Annotated in this window: 9 protein-coding genes; 2 read left to right on the top strand and 7 right to left on the bottom strand. The window is 42.4% G+C overall.

Translation table 11 applies throughout. From position 1 onward, the window contains the following. Positions 1 to 77: 77 nt before the first annotated feature. The 7 genes from H4O18_RS20405 to lysS form a co-directional block, all read right to left on the bottom strand. Entirely contained in the window at positions 78 to 1475 is a 1398-nt protein-coding gene (locus H4O18_RS20405) for a c-type cytochrome domain-containing protein (RefSeq protein WP_187588122.1), read from the bottom strand. Positions 1476 to 1716: 241 nt separating this feature from the next. Continuing rightward, the gene (locus H4O18_RS20400; protein ID WP_187588120.1) at positions 1717 to 3225 is read right to left on the bottom strand and encodes a DUF1501 domain-containing protein; all 1509 of its coding nucleotides are present in this window, start codon (positions 3223 to 3225) and stop codon (positions 1717 to 1719) included. A gap of 2 nt (positions 3226 to 3227) precedes the next feature. Then, entirely contained in the window at positions 3228 to 5960 is a 2733-nt protein-coding gene (locus H4O18_RS20395; RefSeq protein WP_343065481.1) for a PSD1 and planctomycete cytochrome C domain-containing protein, read from the bottom strand. A 376-nt stretch (positions 5961 to 6336) separates the two neighbouring features. Beyond that, a complete protein-coding gene (locus H4O18_RS20390; protein WP_187588118.1) occupies positions 6337 to 7734 on the bottom strand; it encodes a c-type cytochrome domain-containing protein in 1398 nt (465 codons plus the stop codon). 122 nt (positions 7735 to 7856) lie between these two features. After that, on the bottom strand, positions 7857 to 9365 hold the full coding sequence (locus H4O18_RS20385; RefSeq protein ID WP_187588116.1) for a DUF1501 domain-containing protein: 1509 nt from the start codon (positions 9363 to 9365) through the stop codon (positions 7857 to 7859). A 2-nt stretch (positions 9366 to 9367) separates the two neighbouring features. Then, positions 9368 to 12106 carry a DUF1553 domain-containing protein gene (locus H4O18_RS22545; RefSeq protein WP_187588114.1) on the bottom strand — a complete coding sequence of 913 codons (2739 nt, stop codon included), beginning with the start codon at positions 12104 to 12106 and terminating at the stop codon, positions 9368 to 9370. Between the two features lie 538 nt (positions 12107 to 12644). Then, positions 12645 to 14336 carry a lysine--tRNA ligase gene (gene lysS / locus H4O18_RS20375; RefSeq protein ID WP_187588112.1) on the bottom strand — a complete coding sequence of 564 codons (1692 nt, stop codon included), beginning with the start codon at positions 14334 to 14336 and terminating at the stop codon, positions 12645 to 12647. Between the two features lie 222 nt (positions 14337 to 14558). On the opposite strand from lysS, the gene H4O18_RS20370 reads away from it, so the two are divergent. Together H4O18_RS20370 and lipB are read left to right on the top strand one after the other, a co-directional pair. Beyond that, entirely contained in the window at positions 14559 to 14714 is a 156-nt protein-coding gene (locus H4O18_RS20370) for a YqaE/Pmp3 family membrane protein (RefSeq protein ID WP_187588110.1), read from the top strand. A gap of 44 nt (positions 14715 to 14758) precedes the next feature. Beyond that, positions 14759 to 15502 (top strand): lipoyl(octanoyl) transferase LipB, encoded by a 744-nt coding sequence (gene lipB / locus H4O18_RS20365; RefSeq protein ID WP_187588108.1) that lies wholly within the window; start codon positions 14759 to 14761, stop codon positions 15500 to 15502. Positions 15503 to 15594 lie beyond the last annotated feature (92 nt).

Genomic DNA, 15594 nt, shown 5'->3' with positions numbered 1-15594 from the left:
TCCTACTGTTGCCGTTGTTTCAATATTTCGTTGTAATCAGGGGTTTAAACGGTGAAAACTACAAATTGATTGCCAAATCAATAAATAATTGAATCGGCCGCTATTTGGGGCAACTCATAACCCCCAAAATCAAAATACAATTCCCCAGGTTTTGGTCTGTCGATTTGATCAGGTTTCGAAATTGGGGTGTTGTACAAATATACGATCTGTAATTTTTTGAACCTTTTTAAATGTTCAAGGTGGGCCTCCTCAAAATTTGTCCCCACAAGATTCAGGTTTTTTAGGTATTCAAGCTTTTCCAAGCTTTCAATATTTTCACCCGTTATTTCGGTATTGTCCATTTTTAGAATGGTTAGGTTGGGAAGAGTACTTAATTTTTCAAAAATGCCATCCGTAATCTGGGTTTCCCCAAGATCTAGGTATACGATCTGATTCTTTACAGAGGACAGAAAGTTAAAATCCTTATCCGAAAAAGTGGGTTTATTGATACAGGACACCCGTATAAAATTACTGTTTTCACTTACCCGTTCTACATGGAAACCTTTTTTCTTTATGGCAGAGATAGTATCTTTTGGGACTTCGGCAACCTCTACATCAGGATAGGTATCATCTTTTTTCTTTGGAAAAAACGCATAGAACAATTCCTTTTTTAGGCCTAGTTCCCCTATGGTCTTATCAAAAGAATTCTTATTGGCTATCCATGTCTTAATAATTTCTATTTCCTCTATAGAGGGCTGTGTCTTATCTTTTGGGGGCATGTGGTCTTCATGTTCCAAAGGCAAAATTAATCTGGCATATAGGGCACTGTTTTCAGGGTCGTTAGCCTCTATCACTTCTCCGTCTTCCCCGCCCTTCAGTATTCCATTTTCTTCCTGCAATTGTAATTCGCCTTTTTCTTTTTTGGAATTATGGCAGCTGACACATCTAGTGTTCAGAATGGGTTGGACCAGATCTGTATAGAGAACGGCTTCTTCCCAATTATTTTCGTCCAAAGTAGGCATTTCGTATACTTCTGGACCAACACCTAATAATGTTTTTATGTTGTTAGGTAGGGGCTCAATGAGGTAATCGGACCCATGGGTGATATTCCCTCCAAGATGCCCGGTAAACGATATTAGAAAAAATAGAGAGAACGATAAAAGCACTATGGGCAATCGCTTTATAAAATCTATTCTTAAGGGTTCAGCCAATCGCAGATACATCAACAAAGAAAACAGGGCGGTAACAATGCCCATCCATAAATGAAATTTTATGGTGTCAAAGGAATAACCTTCGCTTTGATAAAGCAGGAAGCCGCTCACGCATGCTACTGTTGCGAAAATAAATCCCCATTTAAATATGATACCAATTATTTTGGACCATTCATTGTTCTTTCTGTCATACCATTGCAAAAGTAATCCTGCAATTATGAACCCTATCGGCAAATGCACTACAACGGGGTGCAAGCGCCCTATTAGTTGTTGAATAACTTCCATTAATTAACTATTTATTCAATGTTAGGCGTTCTTTTAAGACTTCCTTTATGGTAGGACCAGAAAACATCCTTAATTCCACACCGTCATAGCTTTGCGTGTTTGGCGGTTTGAAAAAGTTATCCCAAGTGAATTGGTTTCCCCAGTCTTTTTGAAAAAATAGGATTGCTAATTGGCAAAGGGAAAAGAGTAAAGATCCAAAAAGTATGATAAATAATAGCATTGTGTTGGTTTGGTTGGTTTCTTAGGCAAGTATTTCCTGTATTACATGTCCTTCTACATCGGTAAGGCGGAAGGGTCTTCCTTGAAAATCAAAAGTAAACTGTTCGTGGTCAAAGCCCATTAAGTGCATCATGGTGGCATGTACATCATGTACCGAGACCTGGCCCTCCAATGCCGAGAAGCCTATTTCATCGGTCAGCCCCCAGCTGGCACCTTTTTTTATGCCGCCGCCTGCCATCCACATGGTAAAGGCATCCCCATGATGGTCTCTCCCTTTAAATGCCATTTCCTGTCCTTCCCTGTTTTCCTGCATGGGAGTACGGCCGAACTCGCTTCCCCATACTACCAAGGTCTCTTCCAATAGCCCCCTTTGTTTTAGATCTAGGAGCAGGGCGGAAATGGGCCGGTCTATTTGGGTACACTTGTTTCTTAACCCTAGATCAACGGCATTTGCATGACTGTCACCATGGCTATCCCAACCCCAATCGAACAATTGTACAAAGCGTACCCCGTCCTCTACGAGCTTTCTGGCCAAAAGGCAATTGTTGGCAAAGGATTCCTTGCCCGGTTCCACCCCGTACATTTCCTTGATATGCTCGGGTTCATTATTGATGTTCATGACCTCTGGCACCGCGGTCTGCATGCGGTAGGCCATCTCGTACTGATTGATCCTCGCCAAAATCTCGGGATCCGAGTATTCGTTGAATTCCTCTTTATTGATGGTGTTTATAGCGTCAATCGTACTTTTCTTAAGATTCCGGGTTATGCCTTTGGGGTCTTCAATATATAGCACCGGATCACCTTTAGATCTGCACTGTACCCCTTGGTATACCGAGGGTAAGAAACCACTTCCCCAAACACTCTTTCCCGCATCCGGGGTTTTGCCGCCCGAGGTAAGTACCACAAAACCGGGCAAATTCTGATTTTCGGATCCCAAGCCATAGGTAACCCAAGACCCTATACTTGGTCTGCCCAACCTCGGGCTTCCGGTGTGCATTAACAATTGTGCCGGCCCATGATTGAATTGGTCCGTATTTACCGCTTTTAGGAAGGCCACTTCATCCACCACCTTGGAAAAGTGGGGCAGGAAGTTGGAGACCCAATTCCCGGATTCCCCATGTTGCTTAAATTCTGCCTGGGGCCCCAAAAGTTTGGGAACTCCCCTGATGAACGCAAATTTTTTCCCTTCCAATAAGGATTGGGGGCATGGCTGATTGTTCAGTTTATGCAGGGTAGGCTTGTAATCGAACATTTCCAATTGGGAGGGGGCACCGGCCATGTGCAGGTAAATAACCGATTTTACCTTCGCGGGAAAGGGAGGAGCCATGGAGGCCAATGGGTTGATGTCCCTTTCCGTTAGGGCAATCTTGGCTTTTTCGTTGTTGCCGAGAAAGGAATTACAGGACATAAAAAAAGAGCCCAGGGCCAAACCGCCCATTCCGGTAACGCAATCCTTGATGAAATGCCTTCGGGTCTTAGCCTGCAGCTCACGCTGTATCTTTTCTTTTATTAATCGGTCCAAACTGTTCATAACTACGATTTTGTTAAAAACTCATCCAAGTTCATTATGGCATTGGCCACTACGGTCAATGCGGCTAAATTGGCATTTGTATCGGTTTCAAAAGGAATGAATTCCTTAATGTTCTTAGGTTTATCCTCGAAATCAGCAACAGAAGTATTGTACAATTCTTTTAAAACCGCTAGTTTTCTCTCACTGATGTCTTCCAAGACAGCTTTCCTATACCCTTCCCGTATACTGGTGTCCACATTATTGCTTTTGCCCATAAATTTGGCCAAATGATAGGCGGTTTCCAGATAAACCGGATCGTTAAGGGTAACCAAGGCCTGTAATGGGGTATTGGTTACCGTTCGTCTTACCGTGGAAACTTCCCGACTTCCAGCGTCAAAAGTCAGGAAGGAGGGGTAGGGGCTGGTTCTTTTTAAATAAGTATAGATTGCTTTTCTATATTTGTCCTCCCCTTGGCTTTCCACCCAATTGCCACCGTTATATACGGTTTGCCATATGCCATCGGGTTGTGGCGGCATTACACTGGGGCCATACATTTTTGTGCTCAGCAGTCCAGAAACGGCCAAGGCCTGATCTCTAATTTGTTCTGCACCTAAGCGAATTCTAGGCCCTCGCGCATAGAGTCGGTTTTCCGGATCTAGATTGTACAATTTGGCGTTATTCTTGGAACTCTGCCTATAGGTGCCAGACATCACAATGTCTTTTACCAAAGCCTTTATGCTCCAATTGTGCTCGTTCATAAACCTTAGGGCCAGCCAGTCCAATAATTCCGGGTGAGAAGGCGGATCGGATTGAGACCCCATATCCTCCAGGGAGGCCACTATGCCACGGCCATAGATCTGCTGCCAGACCCTATTTACAAGGGTACGTGCCGTTAAGGGATTCTCTTTGCTCACCATCCACTTGGACAGCCCCAGCCTATTTTTTGGCCAGGCATCGTTCCATGCATTGAGGCTTTTGGGCGTTGCAGGTTCCACGGTATCTGTTTTCATTAACCAATTGCCTCTTTCAAAAACTTGGGTAGTCCTATTTCTATAATCGGGGTTTTCGACCATTATAGGTAGGGAAGGGGTATTGGTATTTAGTAATTGCAATATTGAGTCCTTGATGCCCATATATTCTGCTGAAGGATGTTCTGGTATATCCGGAAGAAATGCAAACCAGGTAAAATATCCCAGGGCAGATTTAGGCGAGATATTATTATTGTCAGCTTCGATATAAAGGTTTAGTTTTTCGTTAATTTTTTTAAATGGTATCTTTCTTACTATAGTGCTAGAGGTTTTATTGATGACAAATTGGGATAAAATTTCGCCATCAGCATCGTCTTTTTTTATCGTCATAGTGGTCCCGTCTATTCCGGAAGAATATTTTAAATACATATATCCAGCACCTTGGGTATATACATTATTTAAAAAGCAGAAACCATTATCCCTTAAGGAAAGTCTTCCTTCTACATTGCCATTTTCGAATTTTTTTATTAAATGTGAATGGTATATTGGCTCGGTGTAAGTGAGAAAGTTTTTATATTTCTCGGCAACTTCCTGACTCTCATTTTTTGCGATCCATTCATAAATCTTGGTGACTTCCTTTTGTTGCTCTTCGTTATAAAATTTTAGATTGGGCTCATCCTCGGAAGTGTCTTCATCCCTAGAATTGTTAAAAAATGCCATAAGGTTGTAATATTCCCTGTTTTTAAAGGGGTCGTAGGTGTGGCTATGGCATTGAACGCAACCAATAGTGGTGCTCTGCCATACCTCAAAGGTGGTGTTCACCCTATCTACTACTGCAGCTACCCTAAATTCCTCATCATCTGTTCCTCCCTCACCGTTATTCATGGTGTTTCTGTGGAAAGCGGTTGCGATAAGGTGGTCGGCCGAAGGGTTGGGCAAAAGATCACCCGCTAACTGCTCAATGGTAAATTGGTCATAGGGCATATCTTTGTTAAAGGCCTTTATTACCCAATCGCGATATTGCCACATAGTCCTGCCCATATCACTTTCATAGCCTTTGGTATCCGCATAGCGGGCCTGGTCCAGCCACCAACTGGCCCATTTTTCCCCATAGGCATCTTGGGACAAAAGCTCGTCCACCATATTTTCGTAGGTAATTTTTCCAGCGGTAAAATCACTGAATAAGGAATCGTTCGGTGGAAGTCCGGTAATATCCATGGCAAGCCTTCTTGCGATTACATTGGGCTCTGCAGGGAGACTTGGTTCTAAGTCGTTATTTTTCAAGGTCCTTAAAATAAAGTGGTCAATATCATTTTGAATAAACCCCTCCGAATCACCAGAAGAAATACCCGCTGATTGTGTGGCTTCCGGAATTTCCACTTTTTCGGGTAAGGTATAGGCCCAATGCTTGCCCCATTTGGCGCCCTGGTCCACCCACTTGGTCAATAGTTCTATTTCCTCTTTTGAAAGTTTCGACTTCTTATAGGGCATTCGCAATTCCGGGTCATCTTCCTTTAAACGCTGAATGAAAGGGCTTTTGGCCGCGTTGCCCGGAATAATGGCGGGAACTCCCGATTCGGTATTGGCGAAAGCCTCCTCTTCAAATAATAGACTGAAACCTCCACTTTTTTTAACCCCACCATGACAGGTAATACAATTCTTGTTCAAAATTGGTTTTATATCCGCACTAAAATCAACCGTATCGGATGGTTGAAGCATTTTCCAAACAAAAATGACGAGTAAGAAGATGCTTATAAGTAAAATGCCATATGATACTTTCTTTTTCACGCTATTTTTTTTAAGTGTCTCTGTGGTCACTATATTTCTAAATTCGAACAAGTATTGTTTATAAGTGGTTAAATTCTATTAGATGGTTAATTTGGTTGATGTTAAGGTAGTAATAATACTGCCATATAACCATATTTGCAAGCAACATAATGACGATTAGTAATACTTTTTTGTCCAAGACGGTATCACATTTCGGAATTGTTTCCTTTAGATTAGCCCCATAAATGGAACCATATACTGGAACCGACTATTTTACTATTATACAATTCAAATTAATGTTGGGAGCTATATAATTGGTTTGCTTCGGTTACTGCAAAATTGGCATTGGAGAATGTAAGTACCAGTTAGTAATTTTAATTAACGGTAAGGCATTCAATCAATAAATAATGGAATCGGTGGCTATTTTGGGCAATTCATAACCTCCATAATCGAAGAACACTTCCCCTTCTTTTGGTCTGTTAATTTGATCAGGTTTCGTGATAGGGGTGTTTAAGAGATAGACTTTTTGCAATTTTTTAAAACCTTTTAGATCGGCTATATATGGTTCCTCAAACTTGGTCCCCATAAGGTTCAGGTTTTTGAGGTATCCCAATTTTTCCAGGGCTATTATGTTTTTGCCCGTTATGCCGGTATTGTCCATTTTTAATACGGTGAGGTTGGGCAGGCTGGTTATTTTTTCAAAAATGGCATCTGTAATTTGGGTTTCACCCAGGTCAAGGTATACGATCTGATTTTTGACCGAAGAAAGCAGGTCAAAATCCCCATCCGCAAAAGAAGGTTTGTTGATACAGGACACTTTGATGAAATTACTTTCCTCGCTGATTTTTTCTACATGGAAGCCATTTTTCTTAATGGCTGCAATGGTATCCGCCGAAACTTCGGCAACCGTTACGTCTGGGTAGGTATCGTCTTTTTTCTTAGGGAAGAACGAGTAGAACAATTCCTTTTTTAGGCCCAGTTCACCAAGGCTCTTGTCAAATGAATTCTTATTGGCTATCCAGGTTTTTATAATTTCTATTTCCTCAATGGAAGGCTGGGTCTTGTCTTTTGGGGGCATGTGGTCCTCATGTTCCAAGGGCAATATCATTCTGGCGTAGAGGGCACTGTTTTCTGGGTCGTTAGGCTCTATCACTTCTCCGTCTTCCCCGCCCTTCAATATCCCATTTTCCTCCTCCAATTGCAATTCCCCTTTTTCCTTTTTGGCATTGTGGCAGCTTACGCATCTATTGTTGAGGATGGGTTGCACCAGATCCGTATAGAGCACCGCTTCTTCCCAATGATCTTCGTCCAGGGTAGGCATTTCGTATACTTCTGGCCCAATACCCAATACCGTTTTTATGCTACTTGGCAGCGGTTCAATGAGGTAATCGGACCCATGGGTGATATTGCCCCCAAGGTGCCCGGTAAATGATATTAGAAATAACAACGAGAACGATAAAAGCACCAAGGGCAATCGCTCTCTGAAGTCGATTTTAAAAGGTGCCACCAATCGCAAATACATCAACAAAGAAAACAGGGCGGTAACAATGCCCAGCCATAGATGAAATTTTACCGTGTCAAAGGAATATCCTTCGCTTTTGTAGAGCAGGTAGCCGCTAACACAGGCTACTGTTGCAAAAATAAATCCCCATTGAAATATTAAACCAATTATTTTGGACCATTCATTGTTCTTTCTATCGTACCACTGCAGAAGAAGTCCTGCAATGATGAATCCTATCGGCAAATGCACTACAACGGTGTGCAAGCGCCCTATTAGTTGTTGGATAACTTCCATGGATCTACTGTTTCTTCAATTCTGGGCGATTATTATGTAAATCTTCCGGACAATTGGAAAATAATAATGATTCAAAAAGTATGATAGATAATAGCATTATGTTGGTTTGGTAGGTTTGTTTTTTAGGCAAGTATTTCGTGTATTACATGTCCCTCCACATCTGTAAGGCGGAAGGGCCTTCCTTGAAAATCAAAAGTAAACTGTTCGTGGTCAAAGCCCATTAAGTGCATCATGGTGGCATGTACATCATGTACCGAGACCTGGCCCTCCAATGCCGAGAAGCCTATTTCATCTGTCAGGCCCCAGCTGGCACCTTTTTTTATGCCGCCACCGGCCATCCACATGGTAAAGGCATCCCCATGATGGTCACGACCCTTAAATGCATTTTCTTGTCCTTCCCTGTTTTCCTGCATAGGGGTCCTTCCAAATTCGCCCCCCCATACTACCAAGGTCTCTTCCAATAGCCCCCTTTGTTTTAGATCTAGGAGCAGGGCGGAAATGGGCCGGTCTATTTGGGTACACTTGTTTCTGAAGCCAAGATTCAACGCGGTATCGTGCGCTGTTCCATGGCTGTCCCAGCCCCAATCGAACAATTGAACATAGCGTACCCCGTCCTCTATGAGCTTTCTGGCCAAAAGGCAATTGTTGGCAAAGGATTCCTTGCCCGGTTCCACCCCGTACATTTCCTTGATATGCTCGGGTTCATTATTGATGTTCATGACCTCTGGCACCGCGGTCTGCATGCGGTAGGCCATCTCGTACTGATTGATCCTCGCCAAAATCTCGGGATCCGAATATTGGTTGAATTCTTTTTTGTTGATGTTGTTTATGGCATCAATGGTACTTTTCTTAAGATTCCGGGTTATGCCTTTTGGGTCGTCTATATAAAGCACAGGATCTCCTTTGGATCTGCACTGTACCCCTTGGTATACCGAGGGTAAGAAACCACTACCCCAAACACTCTTTCCCGCATCCGGGGTTTTGCCGCCCGAGGTAAGTACCACAAAACCGGGCAAATTCTGATTTTCGGATCCCAAGCCATAGGTAACCCAAGACCCTATACTTGGTCTGCCCAACCTCGGGCTTCCGGTGTGCATTAACAATTGTGCCGGCCCATGATTGAATTGGTCCGTATTTACCGCTTTTAGGAAGGCCACTTCATCCACCACCTTGGAAAAGTGGGGCAGGAAGTTGGAGACCCAATTCCCGGATTCCCCATGTTGCTTAAATTCTGCCTGGGGCCCCAAAAGTTTGGGAACTCCCCTGATGAACGCAAATTTTTTCCCTTCCAATAAGGATTGGGGGCATGGCTGATTGTTCAGTTTATGCAGGGTAGGCTTGTAATCGAACATTTCCAATTGGGAGGGGGCACCGGCCATGTGCAGGTAAATAACCGATTTTACCTTGGGCGGTAGAGGTGGTGCCATGGAGGCCAATGGGTTGATGTCCCTTTCCGTTAGTTTAATCTTGGCTTTTTCGTTGTTGCCGAGAAAGGAGTTACAGGACATAAAAAAAGAGCCCAGGGCCAAACCGCCCATTCCGGTAACGCAATCCTTGATGAAATGCCGACGGGTCTTAGCCTGTATCTCACGCTGTAACTTTTCTTTTATTAATCGGTCCAAACTGTTCATAACTACGATTTTGTTAAAAACTCATCCAAGTTCATTATGGCATTGGCCACTACGGTCAATGCGGCTAAATTGGCATTTGCATCGGTTTCAAAAGGAATGAATTCCTTAATGTTCTTAGGTTTATCCTCGAAATCAGCAACAGAAGTATTGTACAATTCTTTTAAAAAGATCAGTTTTTCTTCACTGATGTCGGTCAAAACAGCTTTCCTATACCCTTCCCGTATACTGGTGTCCACATTATTGCTCTCACCCATAAATTTGGCCAAATGATAGGCGGTTTCCAGATAAACCGGATCGTTAAGGGTAACCAAGGCCTGTAATGGGGTATTGGTTACCGTTCGTCTTACCGTGGAAACTTCCCGACTTCCAGCGTCAAAAGTCAGGAAGGAGGGGTAGGGGCTGGTTCTTTTTAAATAAGTATAGATTGCTTTTCTATATTTGTCCTCCCCTTGGCTTTCCACCCAATTGCCACCGTTATATACGGTTTGCCATATGCCATCGGGTTGTGGCGGCATTACACTGGGGCCATACATTTTTGTGCTCAGCAGTCCAGAAACGGCCAAGGCCTGATCTCTAATTTGTTCTGCACCTAAGCGAATTCTAGGCCCTCGCGCATAGAGTCGGTTTTCCGGATCTAGATTGTACAATTTGGCGTTATTCTTGGAACTCTGCCTATAGGTGCCAGACATCACAATGTCTTTTACCAAGGCCTTTATACTCCAATTGTGCTCGTTCATAAACCTTAGGGCCAGCCAGTCCAATAATTCCGGGTGGGAAGGCGGGTCGGCCTGTGATCCCATATCCTCCAAGGAGGCCACTATGCCACGGCCATAGATCTGCTGCCAGACCCTATTTACAAGGGTACGTGCCGTTAAGGGATTCTCTTTGCTCACCATCCACTTGGACAGCCCCAGCCTATTTTTTGGCCATGCATCGTTCCAGGCATTGAGGCTTTTGGGCGTTGCAGGTTCCACGGTATCTGTTTTCATTAACCAATTGCCTCTTTCAAAAACCTGTGTGGTCCTTTTTAGATAATCCGGATTTTCCACGATTATGGGCAGTGTAGGGGTGCTGCTGTTCAGCAGTTTCATAAAACTGTCATCCATTTGGGAATAGCCGGCATTTTTATCCGCCTTTATTTCTGGAAGAAATGCAAACCACGAAATATAACTGGTAGGACTTCTAGGAGAAATTTTATCATTGTTGGCCTCAATGTAGAGGTTTAATTTTTCGGTACTTTTTTTGAAAGGGATTTTTTGGATTTCCCTACCGTTCGTTTTGTTGGTTGTAAATTGGGCCAATATATCGCCATCTTCATTATCTTTTCTGATGGTTACTTTGGTTCCATCTATTCCAGAGGAATATTTCAGGTACATATAATCGGCATCCTGAGTATAAACATCTGATAGGTAGCAGGAGCCATTGTCCCTTAAGGCCAGCCATTTTGTGTCCGCCAAATTGCCATTGGTGTAATTCTTTGCCGAATGGGCATGGTATACCGGTTCTGAATATTGCAGGAAATTATTATAGGCTTCGGCTACCTCCTTGTTCTCATTTTTAGCGATCCAATCATAAATTTCAGTGACTTTCTTTTGTTGCTCCTCGTTATAAAATTTCAAATTAGGTTCATCTTCTGAGGTGTCTTCATCTCTGGTATTGTTGAAAAATGCCATTAGATTGTAGTATTCCCTGTTCTTAAAGGGGTCATAGGTATGGCTATGGCATTGTACGCATCCGATTGTGGTGCTCTGCCATACTTCAAAGGTAGTGTTCACCCTGTCAATTAGGGAAGCTACCCTAAATTCCTCGTCATCCGTTCCTCCCTCATCGTTGTTCATGGTGTTTCTATGGAAGGCAGTTGCGATAAGTTGATCCGCAGATGGGTTGGGCAACAGGTCGCCTGCCAATTGCTCAATGGTAAATTGGTCATATGGCATATCGTTGTTTAGGGCTTTTATGACCCAATCGCGATACTGCCACATAGACCTTCCCATATCTTTTTCATAGCCCTTGGTGTCCGCATAGCGGGCATGGTCCAACCACCAACTGGCCCATTTTTCACCGTATGCATCTCGGGACAACAACTCGTCTACCATATTTTCATAGGTAATTTTGCCTGTAGTAAAATCACTGAATAAGGAATCGTTCGGTGGAAGTCCGGTAATATCCATGGCAAGCCTTCTTGCGATTACATTGGGCTCTGCAGGGAGACTTGGTTCCAAGTCGTTATTTTCCATAGTTCTTAAAATAAAGTGGTCAATATCATTTTGAATAAACCCCTCCGATTCGCCAGAAGAAATACCCGCTGATTGTGTGGCTTCCGGAATTTCCACTTTTTCGGGTAAGGTATAGGCCCAATGCTTGCCCCATTTGGCGCCCTGGTCCACCCACTTGGTCAATAGTTCTATTTCCTCTTTTGAAAGTTTCGACTTCTTATAGGGCATTCGCAATTCCGGGTCATCTTCCTTTAAACGCTGAATGAAAGGGCTTTTGGCCGCGTTGCCCGGAATAATGGCGGGAACTCCCGATTCGGTATTGGCGAAAGCCTCCTCTTCAAATAATAGACTGAAACCTCCACTTTTTTTAACCCCGCCGTGGCAGGTAATACAATTTTTGTTAAGAATAGGTTTTATATCGGCACTAAAATCTACAGTATCCGAAGGTTTAAGAAGGCTCCAAACGGAAATAACAAGTATAATGATACCGATAAATAATAGGCCAAATGATACTTTCTTTTTCACGGTAGTATTTTTAAATGTAGTTCTATATCAATGTTTTCAAATCCGTACCACTTATCCTTATTTGATGCAAGGTAACACTAAGTAGTTCGGTTGTTTGTTCTAAAAATTATAATAATACTGCTTAATAAATTATGTCGACTGCTAACACTTTATGCTTCCACCATGGCGGAAATGTGTTCATTAGTCCCCCAATATTCACTCCGTTTTAAAAGAATCCAATCTTTCCAACATGCAAATTGCACTTATTTAGGGTGATATAACGGGGGTATTTTCAGCAATTATATGGGAAATAAATCCCATTCGCTATCAAATAGCTATTATTTTTGGATAATTTCTATTAATACCTCAAGTTATTCGACCTAAATTTAATTTATATCATAATAATACCCTCATAAAAGTATGAAATTGCAAAGGCATTGTCAACACAAAATTATCCTAACGGAAGATGATTGTTATAGGGTACAAGAATTTAAGCGATTCTACCCTCAGGATAGAATCGCTTAAAAATATTGGAAGTTATTGTTGGTTTCCTTGGAAATTATTTCTTTAGAAGCACCACTTTAATGTCGCCTTCAGTCGTAACCTTAATCAACTCGTGCTTGGAAAGGGCCTTCATTGATTTATCCCATTTTTTTCCGCTTAGTCCCGCTTTGGTTTTAAGCTCATCCAATGCTAGCTTGCCTTCTGGTTTTAATAGGGCAAGGATTTCTTTTTCTTCCTCGCTAAGCTCCAATTGTTTCTTTTCCGGTCTCATTTGAGGGAAGAACAGAACTTCCTGGATGGAAGCATTGTTGGTCATTAGCATAACCAAGCGGTCAATGCCAATACCAATACCACTTGTAGGTGGCATTCCATACTCAAGTGCCCTTAGGAAATCTTGGTCAATGAACATGGCTTCGTCGTCCCCTTTTTCAGAAAGTTGAAGTTGGTCCTCAAACCTTTCACGCTGGTCAATGGGATCGTTCAACTCGGAATAGGCATTGGCCAATTCCTTACCGTTTACCATTAACTCAAAACGTTCCGTTAAAGCTGGATTGTCCCTGTGTTCCTTGCACAAAGGACTCATTTCCTTGGGGTAATCTGTGATAAAGGTGGGCTGCACGTAGTGATGTTCGCATTTTTCACCGAAAATTTCATCAATAAGTTTGCCAACTCCCATACTATCATCGGCCTCAATATTTAATTTTTTGGCAACTTCCCTAAGTTCCACCTCGTTCATCCCAGCAACATCAAAACCGGTATGGATTTTTATAGCTTCCAAAATAGGCACTCTAGGGTAAGGGGCCTTAAATTCTATTTCATTTTTACCAACGGTTACTTTGGAAGTGCCGTTGGAATCGATAGCCACCTTTTCCAAAAGCTTTTCGGTCATGTCCATCATCCAATTGTAATCCTTGTAGGCCACATAAAGTTCCATGACCGTAAATTCAGGGTTATGGGTACGATCCATACCTTCGTTTCTAAAATCCTTAGCAAATTCGTAAACCCCGTCAAAGCCACCAACAATTAATCTTTTTAAGTATAGCTCATTGGCTACCCTTAAATATAAGGGAATGTTCAATGCGTTGTGGTGCGTCATAAACGGACGTGCTGCGGCACCTCCGGGAATGGGTTGTAGAATAGGGGTCTCAACCTCCAAATAGCCAGCATCGTTAAAAAACTGACGCATACTATTGGTAATTTTGGTACGCTTTATAAAATTTTTCTTAACGCTCGGGTTTACTACCAAATCCACGTATCGTTGGCGATAGCGTAATTCGGGGTCGTTGAATTCATCAAAAACCTTACCTTCTGCATCTACCTTTGGCAATGGTAATGGCCGCAAGGATTTACTTAGTAAGGTAAAATTCTTTACCATTACGGTTTTCTCCCCTACTTGAGTGGTGAAAAGCTCCCCTTCAATGCCAATGATATCACCAATGTCCAACAATTTCTTATACACATCCTTGTACAAGGTTTTATCTTCTCCCGTACAAATTTCGTCCCTGTTAAAATAGACCTGTATACGGCCTTCGCTGTCCTGTAGTTCGGCAAAAGAAGCCTTACCTTGGATTCTTCTGGACATGAGTCTTCCGGAAAGAACAACCTTTTTTCCTTCTTCATAATTCTCCTTGGCCTTTTTAGAAGTGCTGTCTACTGGGTATAGAGCGGCGGGGTAGGGATCGATGCCCATTTCCCTTAACTTGCCAAGTTTTTCCCTTCTAATTACTTCTTGTTCCGAAAGTTGCATATTCTTATAAATTAAGGCTGCAAATATAGGCACTCTCCGTTAATCTATCAATCCAAAAATTGGAATTGATTGTTTTCAAAATAGCGTATCCAAATTATTTCCATTTTCCTGTAACAAACTGACCGCTTTTTAGTCTTATTAGTACACTTGTCCCGCAATGGGGCGGGATCAATTAAATATACCTGTTCCGCCTAGGGGCAGGATCAATTAAAATTCTAAAAAATGGGCTGTTTTAGGGTCATATTGGCCATTGTTTTTCCGCCCTTGGCCGTAATAGGCAAGGGGTGCGGTTCCTTTATAATAGTTTTTCTGCTTACTCTTTGTGGATGGGTACCCGGTGTAATTGCCGCGCTGATTATCCTTAACAATCCAAACTAGGGTTTTGAGGTTTGGTTTATGGGTGGAGTTTGTATCTTTGCAGCATGAACAAAAGTATTCTCTTAGAAGATTTGGGACTTAAAGATTACAAGGATACTTGGGATTACCAAGAGCAATTGTTCAAATCTATTATTGATTTAAAAATAAAGAATAGGAGGGAGGGTTCCCAATTGGAAACACCCAATCATTTTTTGTTTGTAGAGCATCCGCATGTTTACACTTTGGGTAAAAGCGGTGATATGGGTAATCTGTTGGTGGATGAAAACGTACTTACCGAGAAAGGCGCAAAATTCTACAAGATAAACCGTGGCGGGGATATAACCTATCATGGCCCGGGACAGATTGTTGGTTATCCTATCCTGGATCTCGATAATTTCTTTACCGATATTCATAAATATCTGAGGTTTTTAGAGGAGATGGTTATTTTGACCCTGGCGGACTACGGTCTTAATGCGGAGCGATCTAAAGGAGAAACAGGTGTTTGGTTGGATGTGGGCACACCGTTTGCCCGAAAAATATGTGCCATGGGGGTACGAGCAAGTCGATGGGTAACCATGCACGGTTTTGCATTGAATGTGAATGCCGATCTGGGCTATTTTGATCTGATGATTCCCTGTGGTATCAAAGGTAAGGCCGTTACTTCCTTAAATGTGGAACTTGGCCAAAAGGAAGTGGATATGGCAGAGGTGAAGCAGAGACTATTGAAGCATTTTATTAATTTATTTGAAGCTGAATTTCATAGTAGTGACATACATTGTCTAGTCCTAAATAACCGTTACGGTTTATAGGATTAAAAATAGTTAATTAAGCTCAACGGCCATAGTGCCGTTGAGCTTTTGTGATTTATATGTTCTCATTGTTATCTCTTGTTGGCCGTGCA

Origin of the sequence: Arenibacter arenosicollis (genome assembly GCF_014397245.1) — a bacterium.
GTDB lineage: Bacteria > Bacteroidota > Bacteroidia > Flavobacteriales > Flavobacteriaceae > Arenibacter > Arenibacter arenosicollis.
The sequence above is the reverse complement of the archived record's forward strand: the minus strand, read 5'-3'. Positions and strand labels throughout refer to the sequence as shown.